The organism is Azohydromonas aeria (assembly GCF_009760915.1).
GTDB classification, from domain to species: Bacteria; Pseudomonadota; Gammaproteobacteria; order Burkholderiales; family Burkholderiaceae_C; genus Azohydromonas; species Azohydromonas aeria.
On the sequence record NZ_VIDQ01000092.1, the window covers coordinates 1 to 24,990 of the forward strand.

22 protein-coding genes and 2 pseudogenes are annotated in these 24,990 nt (G+C 68.9%); 12 read left to right on the plus strand and 12 right to left on the minus strand.

The features are described from left to right. The first annotated feature begins 185 nt into the window (after positions 1–185). Positions 186–506 (plus strand): YnfA family protein, encoded by a 321-nt coding sequence (locus FJ694_RS31530; protein WP_157271496.1) that lies wholly within the window; start codon positions 186–188, stop codon positions 504–506. Positions 507–551: 45 nt separating this feature from the next. Here FJ694_RS31530 and cadR read toward each other — a convergent pair whose 3' ends face one another. Further along, positions 552–1,001 (minus strand): Cd(II)/Pb(II)-responsive transcriptional regulator, encoded by a 450-nt coding sequence (gene cadR / locus FJ694_RS31535; protein ID WP_157271497.1) that lies wholly within the window; start codon positions 999–1,001, stop codon positions 552–554. An 89-nt stretch (positions 1,002–1,090) separates the two neighbouring features. Between cadR and FJ694_RS31540 the strand changes: the two genes are divergently transcribed. The 9 genes from FJ694_RS31540 (at position 1,091) to FJ694_RS31580 (ending at position 12,160) form a co-directional block, all read left to right on the plus strand. Continuing rightward, positions 1,091–3,352 carry a heavy metal translocating P-type ATPase gene (locus FJ694_RS31540; RefSeq protein WP_157271498.1) on the plus strand — a complete coding sequence of 754 codons (2,262 nt, stop codon included), beginning with the start codon at positions 1,091–1,093 and terminating at the stop codon, positions 3,350–3,352. A 52-nt stretch (positions 3,353–3,404) separates the two neighbouring features. Next, positions 3,405–3,782 (plus strand): hypothetical protein, encoded by a 378-nt coding sequence (locus tag FJ694_RS31545; RefSeq protein ID WP_157271499.1) that lies wholly within the window; start codon positions 3,405–3,407, stop codon positions 3,780–3,782. 107 nt (positions 3,783–3,889) lie between these two features. Beyond that, positions 3,890–5,131, plus strand: a complete 1,242-nt coding sequence (locus FJ694_RS31550; protein WP_157271500.1) for a TolC family protein — start codon at positions 3,890–3,892, stop codon at positions 5,129–5,131. Positions 5,132–5,145: 14 nt separating this feature from the next. Next, a complete protein-coding gene (locus tag FJ694_RS31555) occupies positions 5,146–5,694 on the plus strand; it encodes a hypothetical protein (protein ID WP_157271501.1) in 549 nt (182 codons plus the stop codon). Further along, positions 5,691–6,794, plus strand: a complete 1,104-nt coding sequence (locus FJ694_RS31560; protein WP_157271502.1) for an efflux RND transporter periplasmic adaptor subunit — start codon at positions 5,691–5,693, stop codon at positions 6,792–6,794. The genes FJ694_RS31555 and FJ694_RS31560 overlap by 4 nt, the downstream gene beginning before the upstream one ends. Positions 6,795–6,808: 14 nt before the next feature. Then, positions 6,809–9,928 (plus strand): efflux RND transporter permease subunit, encoded by a 3,120-nt coding sequence (locus FJ694_RS31565; protein ID WP_157271503.1) that lies wholly within the window; start codon positions 6,809–6,811, stop codon positions 9,926–9,928. Between the two features lie 34 nt (positions 9,929–9,962). Next, complete coding sequence (locus FJ694_RS31570; RefSeq protein WP_157271504.1) at positions 9,963–10,349, plus strand: hypothetical protein; 387 nt, start codon at positions 9,963–9,965, stop codon at positions 10,347–10,349. 182 nt (positions 10,350–10,531) lie between these two features. Continuing rightward, a complete protein-coding gene (locus FJ694_RS31575) occupies positions 10,532–10,702 on the plus strand; it encodes a hypothetical protein (protein WP_157271505.1) in 171 nt (56 codons plus the stop codon). Between the two features lie 129 nt (positions 10,703–10,831). Beyond that, on the plus strand, positions 10,832–12,160 hold the full coding sequence (locus FJ694_RS31580) for a phage integrase family protein (RefSeq protein WP_157271506.1): 1,329 nt from the start codon (positions 10,832–10,834) through the stop codon (positions 12,158–12,160). A 166-nt stretch (positions 12,161–12,326) separates the two neighbouring features. Here FJ694_RS31580 and FJ694_RS31585 read toward each other — a convergent pair whose 3' ends face one another. The 7 genes and pseudogenes from FJ694_RS31585 to istA all read right to left on the minus strand — a co-directional run bounded on the left by FJ694_RS31585 (position 12,327) and on the right by istA (position 18,314). Continuing rightward, positions 12,327–12,536: a hypothetical protein gene (locus FJ694_RS31585; protein ID WP_157271507.1), complete on the minus strand. Its 210-nt coding sequence runs from the start codon at positions 12,534–12,536 to the stop codon at positions 12,327–12,329. Beyond that, positions 12,533–12,871, minus strand: a complete 339-nt coding sequence (locus tag FJ694_RS31590; protein WP_259373189.1) for an ATP-binding protein — start codon at positions 12,869–12,871, stop codon at positions 12,533–12,535. The genes FJ694_RS31585 and FJ694_RS31590 overlap by 4 nt, the downstream gene beginning before the upstream one ends. A gap of 72 nt (positions 12,872–12,943) precedes the next feature. Next, positions 12,944–13,969, minus strand: coding sequence for a tyrosine-type recombinase/integrase (locus tag FJ694_RS31595; protein WP_157271508.1), 1,026 nt, complete (start codon positions 13,967–13,969; stop codon positions 12,944–12,946). Further along, entirely contained in the window at positions 13,966–14,946 is a 981-nt protein-coding gene (locus tag FJ694_RS31600) for a tyrosine-type recombinase/integrase (RefSeq protein ID WP_157271509.1), read from the minus strand. The genes FJ694_RS31595 and FJ694_RS31600 overlap by 4 nt, the downstream gene beginning before the upstream one ends. After that, a complete protein-coding gene (locus FJ694_RS31605; protein ID WP_198321101.1) occupies positions 14,943–15,806 on the minus strand; it encodes a tyrosine-type recombinase/integrase in 864 nt (287 codons plus the stop codon). The genes FJ694_RS31600 and FJ694_RS31605 overlap by 4 nt, the downstream gene beginning before the upstream one ends. 476 nt (positions 15,807–16,282) lie before the next feature. Continuing rightward, positions 16,283–16,837, minus strand: a pseudogene (locus FJ694_RS37460) (ATP-binding protein); the annotation flags it as partial. Next, positions 16,791–18,314, minus strand: coding sequence for an IS21 family transposase (gene istA / locus FJ694_RS31615; protein ID WP_157271511.1), 1,524 nt, complete (start codon positions 18,312–18,314; stop codon positions 16,791–16,793). The gene istA and the pseudogene FJ694_RS37460, both read right to left, overlap by 47 nt. An 834-nt stretch (positions 18,315–19,148) precedes the next feature. On the opposite strand from istA, the pseudogene FJ694_RS31620 reads away from it, so the two are divergent. Next, a pseudogene (locus FJ694_RS31620) lies at positions 19,149–20,009 on the plus strand (tyrosine-type recombinase/integrase); the annotation flags it as partial. Positions 20,010–20,105: 96 nt separating this feature from the next. Here FJ694_RS31620 and ilvB read toward each other — a convergent pair. Next, positions 20,106–21,920, minus strand: a complete 1,815-nt coding sequence (gene ilvB / locus FJ694_RS31625) for a biosynthetic-type acetolactate synthase large subunit (protein ID WP_157271512.1) — start codon at positions 21,918–21,920, stop codon at positions 20,106–20,108. 99 nt (positions 21,921–22,019) lie between these two features. Between ilvB and FJ694_RS31630 the strand changes: the two genes are divergently transcribed. Then, the gene (locus FJ694_RS31630; protein WP_157271517.1) at positions 22,020–22,481 is read left to right on the plus strand and encodes an Lrp/AsnC family transcriptional regulator; all 462 of its coding nucleotides are present in this window, start codon (positions 22,020–22,022) and stop codon (positions 22,479–22,481) included. A gap of 51 nt (positions 22,482–22,532) precedes the next feature. Here FJ694_RS31630 and FJ694_RS31635 read toward each other — a convergent pair whose 3' ends face one another. From FJ694_RS31635 to FJ694_RS31645, 3 genes are read right to left on the minus strand one after another with little or no spacing between them, the layout of a single operon-like run. Then, a complete protein-coding gene (locus FJ694_RS31635) occupies positions 22,533–23,381 on the minus strand; it encodes an alpha/beta fold hydrolase (protein ID WP_232540318.1) in 849 nt (282 codons plus the stop codon). A 5-nt stretch (positions 23,382–23,386) separates the two neighbouring features. Next, positions 23,387–23,959, minus strand: a complete 573-nt coding sequence (locus FJ694_RS31640; RefSeq protein WP_157271514.1) for a PIN domain-containing protein — start codon at positions 23,957–23,959, stop codon at positions 23,387–23,389. Next, on the minus strand, positions 23,960–24,424 hold the full coding sequence (locus FJ694_RS31645; RefSeq protein ID WP_157271515.1) for a helix-turn-helix domain-containing protein: 465 nt from the start codon (positions 24,422–24,424) through the stop codon (positions 23,960–23,962). Positions 24,425–24,990: the final 566 nt, after the last annotated feature.

The following is a 24,990-nucleotide window of genomic DNA, read 5'->3' on the forward strand; positions in this document are numbered from 1 at the left end:
ACTTCCGCGGCACCATGCGGTTCGGCATCGAGCGCTACAGGCAGTTGCTGCTGCAGCGCACGGGTGAGACAGTGGTCAGGAGCGAAGTTGGGTGAGCACGCATCAGTCTAGAACATCGGACCGCATTCGCAGATCGTGCCGCTGGCTGCTGTCGACCCAAGGCACGCACCCAGCACAATGACGCGATGAAGACGTTCCTCTTGTTCATCGCCACGGCACTGGCCGAGATTGCGGGCTGCTACTTGCCTTATCTATGGCTCAAGCAGGGACGCTCGATTCTCTTGTTGATCCCGGCGGCCTTGAGCCTGGCGCTGTTCGCGTGGCTGCTGACGCTGCATGAAACCGCCGCCGGCCGTGTCTATGCGGCCTATGGCGGCGTCTACATCGGGGTGGCGCTGCTGTGGCTGTGGGCCGTGGACCAGATTCGCCCCACGGCCTGGGACCTCGCTGGTGCGGCCGTGGCGCTGGCCGGCATGGGGATCATCATGTTCCAGCCCGCGCGATAAGCGCACCCGATCGAGCCGCCGTTGCGTGACGGCCGCCTTGCCGCTTCAATGGGAACCTTTGACGTGATCCGGCCGCCGTGAGCGAGGTGACGGCGCCTGATGGGCGGCCTGCGTGAGCTCATTGAGGATGCCGCAGTCGCGCGCAAGCTGCCCCTGGCTGCATTGCTGGCGCAGTTCCTTGAGTGCCTTCTCCAGTTCGCGAAGCTCGCGGATGCGCCGCGCCACATGGCCGATGTGCTCGTCCAGCAGCGCGTTGACCTCGCCGCAGTGCTCCTGCGGCGCGTCCTTGTAGCGCAGCAGCACCCGGATCTCATCGAGCGTCATGTCCAGGTTGCGGCAGTGCCGCACGAACGCCAGCCGCTCCACGTGGGGAGGGCCGTAGACGCGGTAGTTGTTGTCGGCGCGCTCAGGCGCTGGCAGCAGCCCCTCGCGCTCGTAGAAGCGGATCGTTTCCACCGGCGTGCCGGTGGCGCTGGCCAGTTCGGAAATCTTCATCTCTTCTGACCCTTCACAGCGTGGGGCATGGGCGTTTGACTCTGTACCTGCTACAGGGTTTCCAATGGTGGCAGATCGGAAGAACCACCATGAAGCCCCAGGACTCCACCCCTTCGTGCAGCGGCGGCGCGTGCTGCGGCGGCGCCCCGGCCGCCACCGTGGCCAGCAGCCCCGTGCCGGTGTCGCGCGCCGGCACGACTGTCTACCGCATCCCGACCATGGACTGCCCGGTCGAGGAGGCCGAGATCCGCCGCGCGCTCGAAGGCGTGGGTGGCATCCGTGCCCTGAACTTCCAACTCGGCGCGCGCACACTGGCCATTACCGCCCCAGCGCACGTGCTGCCCCGGGCGCTGCAGGCCATCACCGGCGCTGGCTTCAAGCCGCAGCCAGTGCAGCCGCCCCAGGGCAACAGTGCCCAGGCGAGCCAGGAGCCCCGTCAGCACGATGCGGCCTCGGGCATCAAGCGCCTGGCGCTGGCGCTGGCCCTGGCGCTGCTGGCCGAAGGGCTCGAATTCTTCGCGCCGCACACCCTGGCGTTCGAACTTGGCGGCATGGCGCTGGCGCTGGCCGCCATCGCGCTGTCGGGCCTGGAAACCTACACCAAGGGCTTTGCGGCGCTGCGCCGCGGCCGGCTCACCATCAACGCGCTGATGTCGGTGGCCGTCACCGGCGCGTTTCTCATCGGCCAGTGGCCCGAGGCCGCCATGGTGATGGCGCTCTACGGCATTGCCGAGCTCATCGAGGCGCGCGCCGCGGACCGGGCGCGCAACGCCATCCGCACGCTCATGGCCCTGGCGCCCGAGCAGGCCGACGTGCGCCAAGCGGACGGCAGCTGGAAGGTGGTGAGCGCCGGCGTGGTGGCCGTGGGCGACACGGTGCGCATTCGCCCGGGAGAGCGCGTGCCGCTCGATGGCGTCGTTACACGCGGCTTCAGCGCCGTGAACCAGGCACCCGTGACCGGCGAGAGCATCCCAGTGGACAAGGGCGCGGGCGACATGGTCTTCGCTGGCAGCGTGAACGACACGGGCGAGATCGAGGTGCGCGTGACGGCGCCTGCGTCCGACAGCACGCTTGCTCGCATCATCCACGCCGTGGAGCAGGCGCAAGGGAGCCGAGCGCCGACCCAGCGCTTCGTGGACCGCTTCTCGCAGGTCTACACCCCGGCCATCTTCGCGCTGGCCGCGGCCACCGCCGTGCTGCTGCCGTGGCTCACTGACGCGACCTGGACCGAGGGCATCTACAAGGCGCTGGTGCTGCTGGTCATCGGCTGCCCCTGCGCGCTGGTGATCTCCACGCCGGTGACGGTGGTCAGTGCGCTGGCTGCCGCCGCGCGCCGGGGCGTCCTCATCAAGGGCGGGGCCTACCTGGAGCAGGCCCGCAATCTCAAGGTCGTGGCGCTGGACAAGACCGGCACGCTCACCGAGGGGCGGCCGAAGCTCGTGCACTGGGAGAGCCTGCAAGGCGAACGCGATGCCAACGCGCTGGTGGCCGCGAGCCTGGCCGCGCGCTCCGACCACCCGGTGTCGCAGGCCATCGCGCAAGGGCTGGGGCTCGAGGGTGGGAACATCACGGCCTTCAAGGCCCTGGCCGGACGCGGCGTGGAAGGCGTGGTCGAGGGTCGGCACCACGTGCTGGGCAACCATCGGCTGGCCGAGGAGCGTGGGCAGTGCAGCGCCGAGCTGGAGCAGCGGCTGCAGGCCCAAGAGACCCAGGGGCGCAGCGTCACGCTGCTGATGTCCGACGCCGGCGTGCTGGCGGTGTTCGCCGTGGCCGACACGATCAAGGCCACGTCGAGCGAGGCGGTGGCGCAGTTGCGCGCGCTGGGCGTCACCCCGGTGCTGCTCACCGGCGACAACGCCGCCACGGGCCGCACCATCGCGCACCAGGCCGGCATCGACGACGTGCGCGCCAACCTGCTGCCCGAGGACAAGCTCGCCGCCGTGCAGGAGTTGCAGCGGCGCGGCGCGGTGGCCATGACGGGCGACGGCATCAACGACGCGCCGGCGCTCGCGCGCGCGGACATCGGCATCGCCATGGGTGCTGCGGGCACCGACACGGCCATGGAAGCTGCGGACGTGGTGGTGATGAACGACGACCTGCGCCGCTTGCCCGAAGTGATCGAGCTCTCGCGGCGCACGCACACGGTGCTGTGGCAGAACATCGCCTTTGCCCTCGGCGTGAAGGCCATCTTCTTCGTGCTCGCGGTTTTCGGCTCGGCCACGATGTGGATGGCCGTGTTCGCCGACATGGGCGCCACCCTGGTGGTCGTGGCCAACGGGCTGCGGCTGCTGGGCAAACCAGTGTTGCCCCAGCGGCATGCGCACCGCCATGCGGCGGGCGCGACAGCCTGAGCACACCCGCACGGCCGCCCAGGCTTGTTGCATTGGTAGACTCGCGCCCGACATGCGCCGCCTCCTGCTCATCGTGCTGATGTTCGTGCTGCCGCTCCAGTGGACCTGGGCGGCGGCGGCGAGCCTGTGCGCGCACGAGCCCGAGCCTGCGGCGCAGCATTTCGGCCACCACCAGCACGAGCACCACGGCGCTGCGGCCGACCAGGACGCGGCCCAAGGTGGCAAGGCCGACCAGGAAGCCGACGCCGGCGGCGTTGGATCGCATCCCGACTGCGGCGTGTGCCATGGCCTGGGCGTCGCGTTCCTGGCCAGCATCGACGCCGTGGCGCCGCCGTGGCCCAGCCCCTTCGTCTTCCTGCGCTACCAGGCCGCGGTCCCGGACCGCTCGCCCGACACGCTGCTCAGACCCCCCCTGCCGCTCGTCGCCTGACCGAGCCGGCGAGGCGGTTTCCTTTTTGGGCGCCCAGGTGGTGCGCCACCCCTCGTCGGAATCGCTTCACGCGGGCCCAAGCGCCCGCCATCGCGACGAGACGACTCATGACACGAAGACTCTGGGGCATTCCCAGTGGGCTGGCGCTGGCCTTGGTGGCTGCATGCCTGCCCGTACAGGCGCAGCCGGCGGCCGCGGGCAACGAGGAGATCCGGCAAGGCTTCGAGGCGGCCTGGGCCCACCAGCCCGAGCAACGCGGCGCCGCACTGCGCCGCGACGCCGCGGCCGCCGCGGCTCAAGCGGCCCGGCGCTGGTCGCCGCAACCGCCGGCGTTGGAGCTCAGCGCCAAGACCGACCGGCTCAATCGCAACGAGGGCACCCGCGAATACGAGGCCGCCGTGGCCGTGCCGCTGTGGCTGCCCGCCGAGCGCGCCCGCGCCCAGGCTGCGGCCTCGGCGGAATCGGCGCTTACGGAGGCAAAAATCCTGGCCGCCCGCTGGCGCGTGGCGGCGCACGTGCGCGAAGCGTACTGGGCGCACCAGCGCGCCCGGCTGGAGCACGAGCTCGCCCAGCAGCGCCGCAGCAGCGCACAGCAGCTGGGTGCAGACGTGGCCCGGCGCGTGGCCGCTGGCGAGCTGGCCCGCGCTGACGCCCACCAGGCTGAGCTGGCGGTGGCCGCGGCCGACAGTGCCGTGGCCCAGGCGCAAGTCGAGCTGGCCCAGGCCGCCCAACAGTGGCTGGCCCTCACCGGCAACGCTGGCCTACCTGCAAGCGCCCCCGTGCCGGAACCGATGCCATCGGCTGCCGAGGCGCAGTGGGCCCATCCGGCACTGGACGAGCTCTCGGCCCGGGCCAATGCCGCCGGGCGACTGCGCTCGCTCACGGCGGCCCAGGCACGCCCCAATCCGGAGCTGGTACTCGGCGCCGCGCGCGAGCGTGGCGCGCTGGGCGAGTCGTACCGCCACAGCGTCATCGTCGGCCTGCGCGTTCCCCTGGGCACTTACGGCGACAGCACCGCACGGGTCGCGGCGGCCAGCGCCGAGCAGCTCGAAGCCCAGACCGAGCTGGCGCTGCAGCAGGACCGGGTGGCTGCCGAGGCACGCGCTGCCCGCGCACGGTTGCAGGCCCTGAGCGGAGCTGCCACGGCCGCCGAGCGCCGCGCGCAGCTCGCGGCCGAGCTGCGCGGCTTCATCGAGAAGTCGTTCCGTGCCGGCGAAAGCGACCTGCCGGCGCGGCTGCGCGTCGAGATCGAAGCAGTGGAAGCCGAGCGACAGGCCGCACGCGCTCGCATCGACGTGGCCGCCGCCATCTCGCAACTGCGCCAGGCGCTGGGCCTGTTGCCCGAATGAAGAAAGCACAAACCATGAAGACGAAACAGTGGCTGGCCGGGTTGAGCCTGGCCCTTGCAGTGCTCGTGGCCGCGCCCGCCATGGCCGCCGACGAGCACGGACACGACCACGGCGCCCCGGCCGCCGCCGACGCCCCGGCGCTGCCGCGCTTCGCCGCGGTGTCCGAGGCCTTCGAGCTCGTGGGCATCGTGAGCGGCACGCACGTGGCCCTGTACCTCGACCGCTTCGAGGACAACACGCCGGTCAAGGACGCCCGCATAGAGCTGGAGATCGCCGGCGCCAAGGTCGCCGTCGAGCCGCACGAAGGTGCCTACGAGGCGACCCTGGCCGCGCCGCTCCAGCCTGGCGTCATCCCTGTCACGGCCACGGTCGTCGCCGGCCAGGAAAGCGACATCCTGGCCGCGGACCTGGACCTGCACGAGGAGGAGCATGCCGACGAGGCGCAGGCCTCCGCCTGGCGCCGTTACGCCCCCTGGGCCGCAGCCCTGGCAGTGGCGTTGGTCGCCATCGCGTGGCTCGGCCTGCGGGCCTCGCGCCGTGCGCGCATGGGAGGTGCAGCATGAGGGCCAAGCTCCTGATGGCCGCCGTCATCGCCTGCACGCTCCCGGCCTGGGCCGCGGATGAGCATGGCCATGACCATGGTGACTCCGCGCCGGCGGCCAACAGCAACGGCCCCAGCCGCCAGCCCGACGGCAGCGTTTTCCTGCCCAAGCCGGCGCAGTACCAGCTGGCGGTGCGCACGATGCTGACCCAGGCCGGCGAGCTGGCCCGCACGCTGGAGCTCTCCGGCACCGTGGTCATGGACCCCAACGCCGGCGGCAAGGTGCAGCCCACCAGCGCGGGCCGCATCGAGCCCGGCCCGCGCGGCTTGCCCTCGGTGGGCCAGGCCGTGCGCAAGGGCGAGGTGCTGGCCTATGTCGTGCCGTCGACGTCGCCGCTGGAGCGCTCCAGCCAGGCCGCGCAGCTGGCCGAGATCCGGGCGGCACGCTCGCTGGCCGACAAGCGTCTGGCACGCCTTCAGGAGCTCTCCGACACCGTGCCGCGCCGCGAGATCGAGGCGCTCGAAGCCGAGATCGCCAGCCTGGATGCCCGGGCCCGGGCGCTCGGCGGTGGCCTGGCCAGCCGCGAGGCGCTGGCGGCACCCGTGGCCGGCGTCATTGCCTCGGCCCACGTGGTGACGGGCCAGGTGGTCGATGCGCGCGAACTCGCCTACGAGATCGTCGATCCGTCGCGGCTGCGCGTGCAGGCGCTGGCCTTCGACGCCACCGTGGCCGCCGACATCGCCGGCGCCACGCTGGCCGTGGCTGGCGAGCGCGTGCCCCTGCAGTTCCAGGGCGCCGCGCGCGTGCTGCGCGAGCAGGCCCTGCCGCTGAGCTTCAGCGCCCAGGGCGCGGCGCTGTCGAAGCTGGCGGTGGGCCAGCCGGTCAAGGTCTTCGTGCAGACCCGCTCCAAGGTGCAGGGCATCGCCGTGCCGCTGGCCTCGCTGATGAAGAACCCGTCGAACCAGACCATCGTGTGGGTCAAGACGGCGCCGGAGCGCTTCGAGCCGCGCGTGGTCACGACCGAGCCGCTGGACGGCGTGCACGCGGCCGTGACCTCGGGCCTCAAGGCCGGCGAGCGCGTGGTCACGCAGGGCGCGACGCTGGTCAACCAGGTCCGCTGAAAGAGGAGCCGCGCATGTTCAAGTGGCTACTCGCCGGGAGCCTTTCCAACCGGCTGCTGGTCATCATCGCCAGCCTTGTGCTCATGGCCTACGGCGCGTGGACGTTGTCGCGCACGCCGGTGGACGTCTTTCCGGACCTCAACAAGCCCACCGTCACCGTCATGACCGAGGCCGGGGGCATGGCCGCCGAGGAGGTGGAGCAGCTCATCACCTTCCCGCTGGAGACGACGATGAACGGCCTGCCCGGCGTGGAGTCGGTGCGCTCCGTCTCGTCCGCGGGCCTGTCCTTTGTCTACGTGACCTTCGACTGGAGCACCGAGATCTTCCGCGCGCGGCAGATGGTGTCCGAGCGGCTGGCGTCGATGGAGGAAGGGATGCCCGAGGGCGTCGTGCCGCGCATGGGACCCATCAGCTCCATCATGGGCGAGATCATGCAGATCGCCATTCCCGTGGACACGGCCAAGACCACGCCGATGGCCGTGCGGGAGTACGCCGACTGGGTGCTGCGCCCGCGGCTGATGGCCATCCCCGGCGTGGCGCAGGTCATCCCCATCGGCGGCGAGGTGCGCCAGTTCCAGGTGCAGCCCGACACGCGGCGCATGGCCGACCTGGGCATCACGCACGACCAACTCGAAGCCGCGCTCAAGGGCTACTCGTCCAACACCTCGGGCGGCTTTCTGGAACTCAACGGGCGCGAATACCTCATCCGCCACATCGGCCGCACCTCGCTGCTGGAGGACTTGCGCAACCTCGCGCTCACGGCCCGGGACGGGCAGCCCATCCTGCTGCGCCAGATCGCCGACGTGAGCTTCGCGAGCGCGCTCAGGCGCGGCGACGCCGGCTTCGAGGGCAAGCCCGCCGTGATCCTGGGCATCCAGAAGCAGCCCACGGCCGACACCATTGGCGTGACGCTCGCCATCGAGCAGGCCGTCTCCGGCATGAAGGCCTCGCTGCCCTCGGGCATGGAAGCGCCGCGCGTCACGTTCCGCCAGGCCAGCTTCATCGAGGCCTCCATCGACAACCTCAAGCTCAAGCTCATCGGCGCGTCGGTGTTCGTGGCGGCGATCCTCTTCTTCTTCCTGGGCACGCTGCGGCCCACGGTCATCGCGCTCACCGCCATCCCCGTCTCCATCTTCATCACGGCGCTCGTCTTCAAGTACTTCGGGCTGTCCATCAACACGATGACGCTCGGCGGCCTGGCCATCGCCATCGGCGGCCTGGTCGATGACGCGGTGGTGGGCGTGGAGAACGTGCTGCGCCGGCTCAAGGAAGACCGCGCCAGGCACCCGGAACACCGCCTGCACCCGATCGAGCTGGTGGCAAGCGCCACCATGGAGGTGCGCTCGGCCATCCTCTACGCCACCGTGATCATCGTGCTGGTGTTCGTGCCGCTGTTCGCACTGCCGGGCATGGAGGGGCGCCTTTTCATCCCGCTGGGCATCGCCTTCATCGTCTCGACGTTGGCCAGCCTCATCGTCTCGGTGACGGTCACGCCGGTACTGTCCTTCTACCTGCTGCCGCGCATGAAGTCGCTGGAGCACGGCGACACGCGGCTGCTGGCCTGGCTGAAGGTGCGCTACGCCACTGCCTTGCAGAAGGTGCTTGCGCAACCGATGCGGGCGCTGGCCGCCGGCGGCGTGGCGGTGCTGGCGGCACTCGCCGCCGTGCCGTTCTTCCCCACCACCTTCCTGCCGCCCTTCAACGAGGGCACGCTGCTCGTGGGCCTGCGCCTGAACCCCGGCGTGACGCTCACCGAAACGGCCGCCCTGGCGCGGCAGGCGGAAGTGCTGATCAAGCAGGTGCCCGAGGTCACCCACGTGGGGCGGCGCAGCGGCCGCGCGGAACTCGACGAGCATGCCGAAGGCGTGCACGTGAGCGAGCTCGACATCGGACTCAAGCCCAGCGGCGAGCTCACGCGGCCGATGGGCGAGATCTCGGCCGACATCCGCTCGCGCCTGGTGAACCTGCCTGCGGCCGTCTCCATCGGCCAGCCCATCTCGCACCGCATCGACCACATGCTCTCGGGCGTGCGCTCGCAAATCGCCATCAAGATCTTCGGCGAGGACCTGGACACGCTGCGCGGCCAGGCCGATGCGCTGCGCGCGAAGTTCGCCGCCATCCCCGGCGTGGCCGACCTGGAGATCGAGAAGCAGGTGCTCTCGCCGCAGATCAAGGTACGCGTGGACTACGCGGCCGCGGCCCGCTACGGCGTGCCCGCGCCGCAGGTGCTTACCGTGCTGCAAAGCCTCGTGGAGGGCGAGAGGGTCACGCAGATCGTCGAGGGCGGTCGGCGCTTTGCGCTCGTGGTGAAACTGCCCGAGGAGGCGCGCTCCGTGCAGGGGCTGCAGGACATCCTCATCGAGACGCCCACGGGCCGCATCCCGCTGTCGAAGATCGCCACCATCGAGGACGGCGACGGCCCCAACCAGATCAGCCGCGACGACGGCAAGCGCCGCATCGTGCTCTCGGCCAACGCCCAGGGACGGCCGCTGTCGGAGATCGTCGCCGACATGCGCCGCGTGGTGGCCGAAACCCGGCTGCCCGAGGGCTACTTCGTGACGCTGGGCGGCCAGTTCCAGGCGCAGGAGGAGGCCTCGCGGTTGGTGGGGCTGCTGTCGCTGGTGTCGCTGACGCTGATGTTCGTGGTGCTCTACAGCCGCTACCGCTCCACGCGGCTGTCGCTGCTGATCATGGCCAACATCCCGCTGGCGCTGGTGGGCGCGGTGTTCGGGCTGTGGCTGGCCGGGCAGCCGCTGTCGGTGGCAGCCCTCGTGGGCTTCATCACGCTGGCGGGCATCTCAGTGCGCAACGGCATCCTCAAAGTCAGCCACTACGTCAACCTGATGCGGCTGGAGGGCGAGAGCTTCAGCCTGCAGATGATCGTGCGCGGCTCGCTGGAGCGGCTCGCACCGGTGCTGATGACGGCGCTGGTGACGGCCTTCGCGCTGGCGCCGCTGCTGTTCGAGGCCGAGCAGCCTGGCACCGAGGTGTTGCACCCGGTGGCGGTGGTGATCTTCGCCGGCCTCATCAGCTCGACGCTGCTCGACACCTTCCTCACCCCCGCGATGTTCTGGCTCTTCGGCCGCGAGGACGCCGAGCGGCTGCTGCAGGACAAGGACGTCGAGGCGCTTTGATCCCCCTCCATTCCAACCACGAAAGGACGAACCAATGAAGTACGCATGGATTGCAGCCCTGTGCCTGGCCATGGCCGGCGCAGCGCAGGCCCAGGACAAGCACGACCACGCTCCCCACGAGCACAAGCCGCTGCACGGCGGCGTGGTCGTGGAGAGCAAGGACATGGACTACGAGCTCGTGGCAAAGGCCGACACCGTGCAGCTGTACCTGCGCGACCACGGCAAGCCCATGGATGCCTCCAAGGCCGCGGCCAAGGTGACGCTGCTCTCGGGCAGCGACAAGCAGGAGGTGGAGCTCAAGCCCGTCGGCGACAGGCTTGAGGCCAAGGGCAGCTTCAAGGTGGGTGCTGGCACCAAGGCGGTCGCGGTTGTCTCCAACGCCGGCAAGACGCTCGGTACCGCACGCTTCACGCTGAAGTAGCCGAAAAGAAAGCTGGCGCGACTTGCTCAGCCCGACGAGTCGCCCCAGCCTGGTTTTCGGCGCTGACAGGCGCCACAGGAAGAGCAACCCGTGAGCCGCATACCGTCCAATGGCCAGGCCGCCGAGGCCCGCTCAAGACTGCCCCAGCTTGATCGCTGCGCCGCCCTGCCGAGAATCCCTGAATGTCTGATCCACACGATCTACCGTTCATCTACCTGCTCGGCTCCGGCGCCATCGCTTTTGTCCTGCTACTTGGTTATGGCACGTACCAGCATTTTCGCGACAAGAAGCGCAGGCAGGAGCGCCGTGAACAACGGCGTGCGGACAGGAGAAAAAGCAAGCGACGCATGTGATGCATGCCGGCGTGTTTCGCACGCTTGCCTTCGTGGCAAGCACGGCCAACTTCCGCCGGTCGTTCCACAGCGCTGGCGAAATAATCCTTCTTATCCCGCCAGCATTGCCGCGGGACCAAACTGGAGGCTGTGAAAACGCGCGAGTCGTCCATCGAGCCGGTCCCCGGGCCTGGGCTGCCCGATGCCGCCGCGCTATCCGCCCTGCGTGCCTGGCACGAAGGCCTGTCCTCGCGCGAGGCCGTGGCGCGCTTCATTCCGGAGCGCCGTGCTGCCGGCGCCTCCTCGCGCGCAGTGATCGGCACCATCCGCCGCCAGATCGCTGCGTTCGCAACTGAGCGCCAGCGCGACGACCTGGCACGGCACTTCACAGGCCAAGCCCGCAAGGGGGCTGCCGCAGCCCGGGCCGTGGCGCAGGCGGTCGAGGCGCTGCGCAATGCACCCATCCCGCAGCCGCTCATCGGCGACGAAGTGGGCCGCTGGTTGCCGCCGCGCGTGGCGGCCGTCCTGCGCCAGGCCGGCATCCGGACCCTGGCCGAGCTGACGCTGCGGGTGCCCCGACGGAAACGCTGGTGGAGCGGCATCACCGGGCTCGGGCCCGCCTTGGCTCGGCAAGTGGAAGGCTTCTTCGCTGCGCATCCTAAGCTCACCGAGCGGGCCCGGGCGCTGCTGGTCGTGCCGCCTGAGGACGACGTGCGTCCCTGGGAGCGCATCGTCCCTCCCGTCGGGCTCGACGGCTCCATGGGCACGTACCGGGCGCCGCGCGCGTCGTGCTCGCTGCGCTCCAACACCGACTACGAGGCTGTGCAGGCCTGGCTGACGCTGCACGAGGCGCCGGCCACGCGGCGCGCATACCGCCGGGAAGCCGAGCGCCTGGTGCTCTGGGCCGTCGTCGAGCGCGGCTTGGCGCTGTCGTCGCTGTCCACCGAGGACGCCACGGCCTACCGCACGTTCCTGCGTCACCCGGCACCCCGTGTTGGCGGCGGTCAGGAAGCGCGTGTATTCGGTGGTGAGGTCGCGCTTTTCGGCGGTGTCGACGCGCTTTTCGGCGGCCATGTGCGCGCCGGCCGGGCATTGGCTGCACGCGGTGGATCGGTGCCAGCGAGGGGCTGCCGTTGGCAGCGGTCAAGAAGTGCGCGTACTTGGCGGTCAGGGCGCACTTTCCGGCGGTGTCAGCGCACTTTTGTGGCGGCCACTCGCGCGCGGGCTCAGTTTTCTCGTGAGCCGTGGATCGTCGGCGTTGGAAGTTGGCTTTGGCCTTGGACAGGGCGCTGCCGGAACGCGGCCGCTCTGAGCGGTTCAGGGCTATGTCGGCGCAGCAGAGTCGCCCAACGCACTGAGCCGGATGTTGACGTCGGCAAGCTGAGTAAGACGGCGCTCCTGGGTGGCCGTCAACTGGCGCTGTTCAGCATCGCCAATGGCGTGCGTGCGGTTCTCGAGCGCCCTTTCAACAACCAGTAGCTCGTGCTCCAGCCAGGCGCGCTGGGCTTGCAAGTAGGCGCGATCGTCCATGTCCATTTCCAGCCATTCAATCCCAGAGGCGATGCTGGAGGGCCCGGGGAACGCTCCTGCGGAGCCCAGGATCGCGTATCCAAGGTTCCCAGGAGTTGGCCGGGGCAATACGCCGTCAGAACGGCTCGTCTGGGCCCAGGGGCAGAGGGCACTGCTGCGTCATGCGGTCGTCGCGCAGCGCGCGCTGGATCTCGGGGCCGTAGGCGGCCCAGAGGTGGTCGCGCAGCAAATCCACCGCCTCGAAGACCGCCAGCACCTGCTCGGGCGTCCAGTGCGCCGGCAGCTCGATCCACCGTGCCGACTCGGTTCTGGAAGTGATGCTCATGCACGGGCCTTTGCGGTCGAGCGCGCGCGCGTGGCAGTGGTGCGGGCAGCCGCGCGCTGCGCGGCCCGCTCCTCGGCTTCCTTCTGGCGGTAAGACTCACCCTTGATGCGCACCACCTCTGCCCGGTGCATCAGGCGGTCCACCAACGAGACCACGCAGGCGGCGCTCGGGAAGACCTGCCCCCAGTCTGCGAACTGCTTATTCGTTGTCACCACCGTGCTCTTGCTCAGGTAGCGCCGGCTCACAAGCTCGAACAGCAGGTCAGCGTGGCGGTCGGAGTAGGACAGGTAGCCGACCTCGTCAATTAATGTTGCGCGCAACATTAATTGACTCATGTGGAGTGCTCGGTAATGTGGAGCTGGCGATCCGCGGTTGCTCGGCGTCGGCAATTCCCAGCTCCACATAACTCACAGCCTGCGAAGCCAGTCGACCAGCCCGATGCGAGGTGGCAGACCAGTGCGGCCGGCCCTCGGCGCGGCCAGGGCATCGGGGAACACTTGGAGCAAGGCCTGCCGCTTCAGGTCAAGGTCGGCCCGGGCGTAGATCATGGTCGTGTTCAGGCTTGCGTGGCCCAACCATTGGCTGATGCTGGCGAAGTCCACGCCGGCCTTGAGCAGGTGGACCGCGGTCGTGTGGCGAAGCGAGTGCGGGTGGATCGACTTGCCGCGCAGCGTCGGGCATCGCTGTGCAGCCTGGGCCATGTAACGCTGCAGCAGGTACCGTACGCCGAAGCGGGTCAAGGGTTCACCGCGGTGGTTTACGAACAGCGGTCTACCTTGTCCAGCGCCATCGCAGGGCATGCACAGCGGCCGTAGCAGTTGGGCCGTGGAGGACCAGATCGGGCACACCCTGACCTTGTTGCCCTTGCCGGTCAGACGTACCTGCGCCGGCGCGTCCAGCCGCACGTCAGCGGCAGTGAGGTCGAGGATCTCCTGGACGCGTGCGCCGGTATTGAACATCAGCGCGAACAGCGCATAGTCCCGCTGACCGAGTTCATGACTCCGGTCGATCACCGCCAGCAACTCGCGCACTTCCTCGTATTCCAGGTACTCAATCGGTGCATCGCGTGCCCCGCGCTTGAACGGCACCGCCAGCAGGGCCTGCAGCGTGGCCATGTGCTGCGGATGGTCCAGTGCGAGGTACCTGGCCAACGTGTGCATCGCAGCGAGCCTGGCGTTGCGGGTGGCGATGCGGTTGCCGCGTTGCTGCTCCAGCTGAGCGAGGAACCTCGTGACTCGATCGGCACACAGGTCGTCGATCTCCAGGGCCTCCGCCGGCCGCCCGGCATCTTGCGCCGCGAAGCGCAGGAAGAGCACGATCGCATCGCGGTAGCTGCGGATCGTATGGGGGCTCATGCCGCGCTGGGCAGGCAGGTATTCCTGGAAGAATTGCACCAGCGCCCGGCCGAGGTTGTTTGGGTATGGCGTCTTCATGGCGCCTCTTGAGCCTGCAGTAATGCGCCGAAGCGAGACTCGAAGCGGTCACTGGCCGCCTGGGCCAGCTCCGGGATCCAGCGCAGGTAGTACGCGGTGGACACGATCGAGACGTGGCCCATGTACATGGCCAGCTTGGGCAGCTGCGACTGCACGTCGGCGCCTTGCCGGTACCAGCGCAGCAGGCACTGCACCGCGAAGCTATGGCGCAGGTCATGCAGGCGTGGGCGACGGCCGTCCCAGCCGCGCACGGCTGCCGCGTCCATCAGCTCGTGCAGCCCCCTGCTCAGCCCCGTGCCGGTGTAGCCACTGCAGCGTCGGGCACCATGGCACAGCAAGGGTGTCTCAGGGGACTGGCTACCCCACTGTCGCTGGCAACGCTGGAGGTAGTGCCGCAACTCGGCGCCTGCGTCGCTGGACAGCGGCACCCAGCGCGACTTGTGGAACTTCGATTCGCGGATCCGTAGCACGGCGTCTCGCATGTTGACGTCGCCGAGTTCCAGTCGCAGCAGTTCACCGCGGCGCAGCCCGGCCGAGTACAGCAGTGCCGTGGCCAGGCGTAGGACATGGGGGCGCAGCGGGGAATCCGGCGTCGCAAGTACCGCGTTGGAGGCATCCAGCATGCGTGCGACCGCCTCTGGCGAGACGATGACAGGCGCTATGTACGGCTCTGCCCTCGGGAAGCGGTTCGGGTCCGGGACGAAGCAGGACGGATCTTCCCGCCGACGGTAGAGGCACCACTTGTACACGGTGCGCTGATGATTGCGCCGCACGGTGGCGTTCAGCCTGGCGAGTGAAGCACACCACTGGTCGAAGACAGCGAGATCGAGGTTCTGAGCGCCTGCCAAGGCAAGACAGCGGCTCAAGGACTTCAAGATGTCTTCTTCGTGTTGGTAGGCGCGCCCCAATGCCCTCTGATGTTCAAGGTATGCCGAGATGCTGTGCTCAACGGCGCCTGTCGGAAGCGGCGTGCTCATCGCTCTACTCCCTGTTGCCCGGCTGGGGCAGCCAATGGCAGAGGAAGGGCCACGTCACGCAGAGCGTCAAGCTGCAGCCTCAGGTACACGCAGGTGCTCTCCAGAGCACGATGCCCAAGAACATCCCCGATGAGCTTGATGCTCACGCCGCGGTCGAGCAGCCGCATCGCGAAGGTATGCCTGAGGCTGTACACCGAGGTGCCTTGCAACTCGACCAGCCCACTGCGATCGGCGCGGTCGCGGTATACCTCGCCCACGGCGTACTTCCCCAGGGGTCCGGAAGGACATCTGGCACGCAGGAACAGCTCCGGTCGATCGCTGGGCGGCCGCCCTTGAAGGAGGTAGTGCTGCAGGATCCGTACGGTTCGATTGGCCAATGGCAGCGTCAGGGCCGAGCTGGTCTTGCGCTGCTCCACTCGAAGCGTGCAGGCCTCCCAATCGATGAAGTCCAGCCTCAAGGACGCGACCTCGCATGGACGTAGGCCGTAGTGCGACACCAGGTGCAGGATCGCGTAGTCACGACAACCCTTGCCTTGACGCCGATCGATGGAACGGAGCAGTCGCAACACCGTGGACCATGGCAATGCCCTGGGTGGCAGCTCGTCACGGTACACCCGCGGTGTATCGATGGCGTCCAGAGGCTCCAGCAGAAGGCCCCGTGCATGGCAGAACCTCAGGAATGAGCGCAGGTGTGCCACGCAGTGCTGCATGGACTGGCGGCTGATGCGGTTGCCCGTGGCAACCACATGATGTTCAACTGCGCTGCGCGACAGGCAGCTGATCGGCACGCCTGGAGACAGGGTCTCGTTCAGGAACACCTCGACCGTGTTCATATGCTGGGTGACGGTGGATGCGGCCAAGCCTCGGACGGCGGTAAGCTGCTCCTTGTAGGCAGTAAGTACGGGCCCATGAGGCCGAGCATCGACTTCCAGCAGGAGTCGGCCATGCGCAGCAAGACAGCGCAAGAAGGCCCGCTGGGTGGCAACGAACAAAGAGTCGCGAGGCATTGCCGCGAACAGGCGATCCACATCGACACGCGGAACTTGTGCACCAAGCTGTCTGCCTGCTGGCTCAAGCGCCTGACGTAGACGGCGGACATGACCGTGAGCAGGCTCAGGTCCATAACCAACCTGAACCAACCAGTTCGCGAACGTGCGGAGGTCGTGGCCGTGCACGGAAGCCTCATAGCGCGGGTAATGCCTGGGGAACAGCTGCTCAAGCATGGCGGTCTCCTTGACCGATGTGAGCCGTTCAAGGTACGCCCGCGCCGGACTATGGTTATGTTGAATAGATCGTCAGCTGCCCCCAGGGCTTCGGTCGCCAGCTCCACATTACCGAGCACTCCACATGAGTCGATCAATAGGACGTCAGGCACGGCGTAGCGTTGCAGCCGCCGGCGCAGCGCCGAGTCGCTGTCCAGGGCGGCGAGCTCGCTGAGCATCTGGCCGGCGGTGGTGAAGAGCACCGTGTGTCCGGCAAGCACCGCCTGGTAGCCGAGGTTGGCCGCGCACATGGACTTGCCCACCCCGTTGGGGCCGACCAGCACGACGTTGGTGGCGTCCTCCAGGAACTGCAGCCCCATGAGCTCCTCGATGGCAGCGCGGTCGATCTCCTCGGGCCAGCTCCAGTCGAAGTCGGCCAGCGGCTTGAACTGCCCCAGGTGCGCGTCGCGCAGTCGCCGCTCCAGGCTGCGGTCAGCCCGCTCAGCGAGTTCCCACTGCAGCCACTGGTGCACGCGGCGCTGCGAGTCGGGGTCTGTCGTGATCTCGCCCCAGTGAGCAAGCAGCCCATGCAGGCGCAATGCCTTGGCTTGCTCGCGCAGCTCCGCCAGCGTGAAGGTGGCGTCAGTCCTCGGCTTGGTCTTGGGCAGGGTGTTCGGGACGGCAGCCATGGCGGTCATAGATCTCCAGCGAGTGAGGACGCACCGGCGCATCGCGGCGGGCGACGTGCTCGGGCAGGATCAGCGGGATGGGTGGCGGCAGCCCGGCGGCCTCGCGGGCGCGCTCCAGGGCCAAGCTCACGGCGTTGTGATGCGGCACGCCGCGGCCGATGGCGTCGAGGATGGCGTCCTGCAGCGGCTGCGCGCCGTAGCGCTGCAGCAGCCGCAGCAAGGCGGCGGTGATGGCACCGAGGTTGTGGCCGCGCGCCGCGGCCATCTGCAGCAGCTGCGCGCTGGCCGGCGCGGCCTGGGCCAGCTGGTCGTAGCCGCGGTTCTGCCGGGCCTGGCGCTTGTGCACGACCAGGTCCTGCACATGCGCCGGGTCCTCGATCTGCTGGCCGCGGTCCCAGCAACGCGCGTGGCAGGCCAGCTCGGCGGGGCCGTCGAAGATGCGTACGCGCTGCTCGTCGGCCAGCACCGCCAGCGTGCGCTGCACGTGGGTGTGGGGCACCGAGTAGTCGTTGAGGTCGAAGCGCACGTAAGGCGTCTTGCCTACCGCGACGGCCACCCGCTCGCCCAGCACCCAGTCGTACGAGGGCAGCGGCAGCAGATGGGAGCGTTCTGCCTCGAACGCAGCGCCGACGGTCATGCGCTGATCCTCAGGCCAGGGCCGCTCGCAAGCGGCACCATCGCACCAGCGCCGGGCCTGGTCGTTGAGGTCGGCCAGATCGGTGAAGCTGCGAGCGGCGAAGAAGTTCATGCGGATGTAGTTGATGGCCCTCTCCACGCGGCCCTTCTCGTTCCCGCGCGCCACGGCCACGGGCCGTGGCTCGAAGCGGTAGTGCGACGCCAGGCGCAGCAGCGTGGGGTTGAACCGAATGGCATCGTTCACTCGCTCCAACACGGCACTCTTGAGGTTGTCGTACAGCAGGATGCGTGCACAACCACCATGGGCCATAAAGGCCTCGACGTGGCCACGCAGGAAGCTGTCCATGCGGGCGTCCATGAAGAAGCGCAGGTAAATACGGCGCGAGTAGCTCAGCACCATCACGAACGCCATGAGCGGGCGCCGCGCCCGGCCAACTTCGATGTGGCCCATGTGGGCCCAGTCCACCTGGGCTTGCTCACCGGGCAGCGTGCGAAGCCGCAGGTAGGCCTGTGCGGCAGGACGCGGCCGCATCCCGGCCACCAGTTCCCGGAAGTGACGCTGGCAGCCCGCGTAGCCGCGCTCGCACACCATCACGTACAGCCGGCTGGCCGTGAGCGTCGGGTACTTGGCCAGCGTCTCGGCCATGAAGGCACGGTACGGGTCGACGCGGCTTGGGCGCGGCACCGGCGTGTAAGCATGTGGCATGAGGCCTTCAGCAGCGAGCACGCGCCGCACGGTGCTGTGATGCACGCCCAGTTGGTACGCGATGGTGCCCACCGGCCAGAGCTCGGCGTGGTGCAGCCGCAGGATCTCGGCGCCCAGGTCAGGGGAGATGGTCACGACCGTGCCTCCTGCGCAGGAAGTCCTGGCGCACATGGGGCAACAGCGGTTGCCGGCAGTGCCGGCACTGCCACGGCAGCGGTATGCCGGGCGCAGGCGTCAATGCCTTGGGGGCTGGGATGACGGTGGTGCTGGCACATGCGGCCAGTGGAGCCGCCGCTGCCGGTGTGGGGCAACCCTGGTGCGTCACGATGTTGGCGCCGCCAATCTCGGCCGCGGCGTTGGCACGTACGGCCGCCTGGCGCGCACGCCAACGCTGCGAGCGTGCGGCGTGCGCCAAGCGGCCGCGGCGGCTTCGCTGATAGCGCTGGGCAGCCTCACGGCGGCGCTCACGCCGTGCTGCGCTGGAGCATTCGCGCCCGCAATAGTGCTGGCCGCGATCGCAGTGGCTGCACAGCAGCACCTGCGCGCGGCAGCGGCTGCATAGGAACAAGCGGGGAGATCGCTCCACTGCGGCACGGCACCTCGGCATTCGCAGCCGAAGCGCTGGACGCCCTGAGGTGCTCGGTGCAACACTGGTGCTGCACTCACCGTCGTGACGACCGTGGTGTGGGACACGGCGCGGCATGCCTCTGCCACGAAGTTAGCCGCCGCCGTGTCCGCCTAATGCCTTCGGCGGGAATTGCCGTTGTAGCTCCCTCGCATGGCGCCCGCCGTGCTGCCTACAGCGCTCTCAGCGCTGCTACCCCCTGCCTGAACGACACGACTTCGCCCGGCAGGCCGCCCTGCAGGGCGGCCTGCCGGGCGGGCTGCCTCATGCAAACGCTGCAGGAGCCTTGCTGCTGAAAAGCGCGGGCCTCACCACCGGAATTACGCGCTTCCTGACCGCCGTTCACACCCCGCGCGCGCTGGATCGGAGCGGTCGCGCCGCGATCCTCGCCGCTGTGGCGGCCGTTCACCGGGGGCTTGTCGCCGCGCTCTACGGCCTACGCGCTGTCGGTGCTGGGGGCGCTCTTCCGCTGGCTCATCGACCAGCGCTACGTCCTGGCCAACCCGTTCTCGGGCGTGCGGCTGCGCGGCACCCGCGCGGCGGGGCTGGACACGACACGGGTGTTTTCGGTCGGCGAGTGGCAGTTGCTGCGCACCGTGGCTGACGGGCTCGAGTGGTCATACGGCTGGGAGCGCGGCGCCGCGCAGCGCATGCGCTTCGTGCTGGACTTCGCCTACGCCACTGGGTTGCGCGCCAGCGAGCTGGTGGCCGCCGAGCTGGGCAACGTGGAACTCGATGCAGGTGGGGACGCATGGCTGCATGTGACCGGCAAGGGTGGCAAGACCGGCCGGGTGGTGATGCCGCCGCTGGCACGTACCGCGCTCGACCACTACCTGGTGCAGCGCGGCTTGCCCGTGAGCCCGGAGAAATGGGACCCGAGCACACCGGTGCTGGCCAGCCTGCAGGGCGAGACCGGCATTGCCGCCACGCGGCTGTGGTCGGCGGTGAAGCGCTTCTTCGTGGCTGCGGCCGCGGTGCTTGCCGACGTCAATCCGGTCCTGGCCGAGAAGCTGCAGCGAGCCAGCCCGCACTGGGTGCGCCACTGCCACGCATCACATGCCCTGGACGCCGGCGCTGACCTCACCGCGGTGCGCGACAACCTGCGCCATGCCTCGGTGGCCACCACCTCGCTGTACCTGCACGCGGATGACCAGCGCCGCGCCAGGCAGATCAGCGGGGTGTTTCCGAGTGGTCGCGCGTCCTGACCCAGCCTGTGGGAGCAAAGCGCGCCAAATCGCACTGCCGGGACAGCCTCTGCCGTAATTCAAAATTTCATAAGTGCTTGTCGCGCAATGATTTTTTCAAGAAAAGCGCACCAAATTCCCGGGAAAGTACGCCGACCCCTCGCCCAGCATCATCTCGTGGTGCCCGCGGCCGGCCGGGATCATCGGAAAGCAGTTCTCCTCGGCGCGCACGCGCACGTCCAGGAAAAACGGCGCGTCGCCGGCCAGGCATTCGGCCAGCGCCGCGTCCAGGTCGGCGCGCCGCTCCACGCCGCGGGCCTGCCAGCCGAAGCCCCGCGCCACGGCCACGAAGTCAGGCTGCGACTCGTTGTAGCTCTGGCTGTAGCGGCCGCCGTGGACCAGTTCCTGCCACTGCCGCACCATGCCCATCCAGCCGTTGTTGCACAGCACGACCTTCACCGGCGCGCGGTGCTGGCGTGCGGTGGCCAGCTCCTGGATGTTCATCAGGATTGAAGCGTCGCCGCTGACGCACACCACCGTCCTGTCGGGGTGCGCGATCTGCGCGCCGATGGCCGCCGGCAGGCCGTAGCCCATGGTGCCCGCGCCGCCGGAGGTCAGCCAGCGCCGCGGCTGATCGAAGGCGAGGTGTTGCGCGGCCCACATCTGGTGCTGGCCCACGTCGGTGGAGACGATGGCGTCGCGTTCCACCAGCTGCGCCTGCAACCGGCGCATCAGCGCCTGCGGCGCGATCACGTCGGGCGTGTCTTCGAAGCGCAGACATTGCCGGGCGCGCCAGCCCTCGATGCGCGCCCACCAGTCGGCCAAGTCCGGCGTCGGCGCTGGCGGCCGGACCGCCCGCACCCGTGCCAGCAGCCCTTCGAGCACCGCTCCGGCGTCGCCCACCAGGGCCACGTCGGCGTGCACCACCTTGTGGACTGACGCCGGGTCCACGTCGAGGTGGATGAACTTCGCCCCGGGACAGAACGTGGACACCTGGCCCGTGACGCGGTCGTCGAAGCGGGCCCCGATGCACACGACCAGGTCGGCGTGGTGCATCGCCAGGTTGGCTTCCAGCGTGCCGTGCATGCCCAGCATGCCCAGCCATTGCGGGTCCGAGGCGGGGAAGGCGCCCAGGCCCATCAGCGTCAGCGTGCAGGGCGCGCCGGTGTGCCGCACCAGCGCGGTGAACGCCGCGCAGGCCGCCGGCCCCGAGTTGACGAGCCCGCCCCCGCCGTAGAACACGGGCCGGCGTGCCGCGGCGATCAGCGCCGCCGCCTCGTCCAGCGTGGCCGCCGCCGGCAGCGGCCGCGCCGCCGCGGCGGCCGGGGCCGGCCTGGCCGGGGCGCCTTGGCGCACCGGCGCGGCCTGGACGTCCTTGGGCAGGTCCACCAGCACCGGGCCGGGACGCCCTCCCGCGGCCACGCGGAAGGCCTCGTGCAGCGTGGACTCCAGCGCCTGGACGTCGCGCACCTGCACGTTCCAGCGCGTCACCGAGCGCGAGATGGCCAACGCGTCGCACTCCTGGAAGGCTTCGGTGCCGATGGCGCTGGTGGCCACCTGGCCGCTAATGCAGACCAGCGGCACCGAGTCGCAGCAGGCGTCCAGCAGTCCCGTGGTGGTGTTGCTCATGCCGGGGCCGGAGGTCACGAACACCACGCCCGTGCGCCCGGTGCTGCGCGCGTAGCCCTGCGCCGCATGCACGGCGGCCTGTTCGTGGCGCACCAGCACGTGGCGCAACCGCGGCTCGGCATGCAGTGCGTCGTACAGCGGCAGCACGGCGCCGCCGGGGTAGCCGAACACCGTGTCCACGCCCAGCTCGATCAGGGTGCGGATCACCAGCGCCGCGCCGGTCAGGGGGGTGGCCGTGGCCGCGAGCGGCAGCGGGGCTTCGCCGGCAGGCCGGGCGGCGGGGCGTTCGAGCAAGGTGTCCATGCCGCTACTTTGGCGCCCAGGGCTCGGAAAAGGCTTTGTTTTCCCGGAGATTGAGCACCAGAATCAGCAAATTCTTCTGCTGAAGGCCTGTTGCTCGAAATGGACCTGGACAAGTTCGACATCACAATCCTGGAGGCCCTGCAGCGCGACGCGCGCATGAGCCTGCAAGAGCTTAGTCAGCAGGTGGGCCTGACCAGCTCGCCGTGCTGGACCCGGATTCGGCGCATGGAGCAGGCCGGCGTGATCGAGGGCTACACGGTGCGCCTCAATGCCGAGCGGCTGGGGCTGCCCGACACGGTGATCGTGCACGTCACGCTGGACTCCCATTCCGACGAGGCGCTGTTCGAGTTCGGCCGCGCGCTGGAAGCCATTCCCGAAGTCGTCGAGGCGTTCCTGGTGTCGGGCGACTACGACTACTACGTGAAGATCGCCGTGCGCGACACGCGCGACTACGAGCGGCTACTGCGCGAGCGGCTCTACAAGATTCCCGGTATCCGCCACAGCAAGTCCAGCTTCGTGCTGCGCACGCTCAAGCAGAGCGCACTGCCGATACGACGGTGAATGTCGGCAACTGCAAGGGTTCATGATCCCAATAGCGGTCGGCCGGGCAGCTCAGTCTTGCCGTCCGGCCAACCGGGCTGGCTGGAGCGCGGACGCCAACGCTGCATCAAAAGCAAGAGCTTCCTCGTACTGCACCCAGTGCCCCGCGTGCAGGATGAACGTCAACGACTCGAAGACCGGCACCTGCCTGAGTGCGCGCTCGACCACGACCAATCGGCCCCGGTACAGCGCATCCTCCGCGCCCCAGATGCCGGCTACCGGGCAAGTGATGCCAGGCAGGGTGCGCAGCAGCAGGTCCGTCGCCTGCAACCGGCGCTGGCGCATGCGATCGCGCTGCAAGTTGGCGTCGTGGATGCGAAGCGCCAGCGCATCGACCGACGCTGGCCGGGCCAGCATCAACCGCTCCAGGTTGTGACGGTGCACGGCATCGCGTGCAGGGCCGGGCGGCTCGCCCTGCCACGCACGCAGCGCGATGCGCCCGATGGGGTGGTTGGTCAACGCCGGCGCGCCGACAAGGATCAGCCGCTGCACGGGGTGCTGGCGCCTTGCCGCCAGCAAGCCGGCCACGAGGCCGCCAAAGGAAAAGCCCACCAGATCGACAGGCCGCGCACCGAGCAACTGGCCCAGGCCGACTTCGAGCCACGGCGGCAGCGCATCGGCGTCGTGACCGTCTGGCGGGCTGGCGGATTCGCCGAAGCCCGGCAGGTCGGGCACGAGCACTTGGCGACCGGAGCTTGCGAGGGCCTCGATGTTGCGCACCCAGTGCGTCCAACTGCCCGAGCCGCCGTGCAGCAGCACGACCGGGGCACCGCGGCCCCAGAGGTGCCAGACCATCGAATCTGCCCCGCAGGGCGTGTGCTCGACCTGTGCCGCAGCTTGCAGGGCAGCCAGTTCGGCCACCGTCTTCAAAGCGCCAGCTTCCATGCGCGCAGCGCAGCCACGGTCTGCGTGAGCTGCTGCTTCAGCAGCGTGTCCAGGTACTCGTCCACCGTCTTGGGCGGCGCCTTCAGCGAGCGCCGGTGCCGGGCCGCGGCTTCGCAGACCTTGGCGGGCTGCAGGTCGAGCAGATCGAGAATGAAGTCGTCCGGGTGCTGGGCCACCAGGCCGTAGCGCTGGAGCTGTTGGGTGGGGAAATCCTTCAGGTTGAACGTGACGACCAGCGAGGCGCCGCCCTGGATGGCCGCGGCCACCACGTGGCGGTCGTCAGGGTCGGGCAGCTCGATGGAGGCGACCAGGTGTTCGTAGCCGGTGACCAGGCTGTCACGCACGTGCAGGTTCATCAACTCGCGCGTGCGCTGCAGGTCCTCGGCCTTGAGGTCCGGACGCTGGCGCAACACGTTGCGGGTCCACTCGTCATGGATTTGATCGGTCCAGCGCGCCCGGTACAGGTCCGTGAGTGCCAGGCGCATGAGCAAGTCGCGCAAGGGAGCGGGAAACAGCACGCAGGTGTCATAGACGACGGTGAAATGCGAGCCCATTCAGTCGTAGCCCAGTCCCAGGCGCTGTGCCTCCTCGGCCAAGGCGTCCAGTGCCTCGTGGCGTTGCGCGTCGATGCGCTGCTTGTAAGCCATGAGGTCCTGGTAGCGCACGCGCCGGTGGGTGCCGACCTTGTGGAACGGAATGTCGCCCTGCTCCAGCAGCCGCACGAGGTGCGGGCGCGAGACGTTGAGGGCGTCGGCCGCCTCCTGCGTGGTGAGCTCGGCGTGGATCGGGATGATGCTCACCGCATTGCCCGCACCGATCTCGGTGAGCACGTCCAGTAGCAGGCGCAGCGCCGACACCGGCACGCGCACCGGGTGCGTGGCGCCCTGCTCGTCGTGCAGTTCGATCTGCTGTGCGTCGCTGCGGGTTTGCAAGCAAGCCGAGAGCACCCGGCTGCTTTCGCGGGCCAGGGCTGCTTCAGCGGCGGAGGGCAGCGGTTGGCTGGTAATGGCGGTATGCATGGCGTTCTCCGGCAGGCTCCACGGCAGTGTACCCATTCCGCGCCATTATTCGAAACAAACGAAACACTGACATTTGAACGCTTAGGTTGATAACGCACATCGCCCAAAGTTATCAATGACGCAATCTCGCCAAAGCGTGCCATGCACCAGTAGTTGATTGCTGCGGCAGGACAGTTGCTCACATCCATGCCGTCCCTACAAACAGGCACCTTGTCTTGCAAGCTGGATGTTGAGCAGAAAGCAGCGCCAGTGCATCTGGCACCAGGGCTTTGACCAAGCGCGTTTCATGGGCGCCAAGTGCCCTTACCCAGCCGGATCTGATCAAGCCGAGGCTTGGGAGAATGGCTGGGCTGAGGGCGTGATGAGGCGCCACGGCGCGCCACACAACAGCGTGCCGCCCGCAGCTGGCTGGCGCCGCCTGCTGAAATTGCTGCTCGGACGTAAGCGGCCGCTGCGCGGCGTCCTTGCCTAAACGCTCACGCCGTGCAAGGCCGAACGCAGCGGGCTGGCGGCGAAGTGCTGCTTCCACAGCCGTGGCGTGAGCTCGGCCACGCGTGCTGCCGGGT

Coding starts and splice junctions, on each gene's coding strand:
- FJ694_RS31565 (WP_157271503.1), top strand. CDS start 6,809: ATGTTCAAGTGGCTACTCGCCGGGAGCCTTTCCAACCGGCTGCTGGTC.
- cadR (WP_157271497.1), bottom strand. CDS start 1,001: ATGAAGATTTCCGAACTGGCCAGCGCCACCGGCACGCCGGTGGAAACG.
- FJ694_RS31560 (WP_157271502.1), top strand. CDS start 5,691: ATGAGGGCCAAGCTCCTGATGGCCGCCGTCATCGCCTGCACGCTCCCG.
- FJ694_RS31540 (WP_157271498.1), top strand. CDS start 1,091: ATGAAGCCCCAGGACTCCACCCCTTCGTGCAGCGGCGGCGCGTGCTGC.
- FJ694_RS31530 (WP_157271496.1), top strand. CDS start 186: ATGAAGACGTTCCTCTTGTTCATCGCCACGGCACTGGCCGAGATTGCG.
- FJ694_RS31555 (WP_157271501.1), top strand. CDS start 5,146: ATGAAGACGAAACAGTGGCTGGCCGGGTTGAGCCTGGCCCTTGCAGTG.
- FJ694_RS31590 (WP_259373189.1), bottom strand. CDS start 12,871: ATGAGTCAATTAATGTTGCGCGCAACATTAATTGACGAGGTCGGCTAC.
- ilvB (WP_157271512.1), bottom strand. CDS start 21,920: ATGGACACCTTGCTCGAACGCCCCGCCGCCCGGCCTGCCGGCGAAGCC.
- FJ694_RS31640 (WP_157271514.1), bottom strand. CDS start 23,959: ATGGGCTCGCATTTCACCGTCGTCTATGACACCTGCGTGCTGTTTCCC.
- FJ694_RS31600 (WP_157271509.1), bottom strand. CDS start 14,946: ATGAGCACGCCGCTTCCGACAGGCGCCGTTGAGCACAGCATCTCGGCA.
- FJ694_RS31630 (WP_157271517.1), top strand. CDS start 22,020: ATGGACCTGGACAAGTTCGACATCACAATCCTGGAGGCCCTGCAGCGC.
- FJ694_RS31550 (WP_157271500.1), top strand. CDS start 3,890: ATGACACGAAGACTCTGGGGCATTCCCAGTGGGCTGGCGCTGGCCTTG.
- FJ694_RS31645 (WP_157271515.1), bottom strand. CDS start 24,424: ATGCATACCGCCATTACCAGCCAACCGCTGCCCTCCGCCGCTGAAGCA.
- FJ694_RS31570 (WP_157271504.1), top strand. CDS start 9,963: ATGAAGTACGCATGGATTGCAGCCCTGTGCCTGGCCATGGCCGGCGCA.
- FJ694_RS31575 (WP_157271505.1), top strand. CDS start 10,532: ATGTCTGATCCACACGATCTACCGTTCATCTACCTGCTCGGCTCCGGC.
- FJ694_RS31545 (WP_157271499.1), top strand. CDS start 3,405: ATGCGCCGCCTCCTGCTCATCGTGCTGATGTTCGTGCTGCCGCTCCAG.
- FJ694_RS31585 (WP_157271507.1), bottom strand. CDS start 12,536: ATGAGCATCACTTCCAGAACCGAGTCGGCACGGTGGATCGAGCTGCCG.
- FJ694_RS31595 (WP_157271508.1), bottom strand. CDS start 13,969: ATGAAGACGCCATACCCAAACAACCTCGGCCGGGCGCTGGTGCAATTC.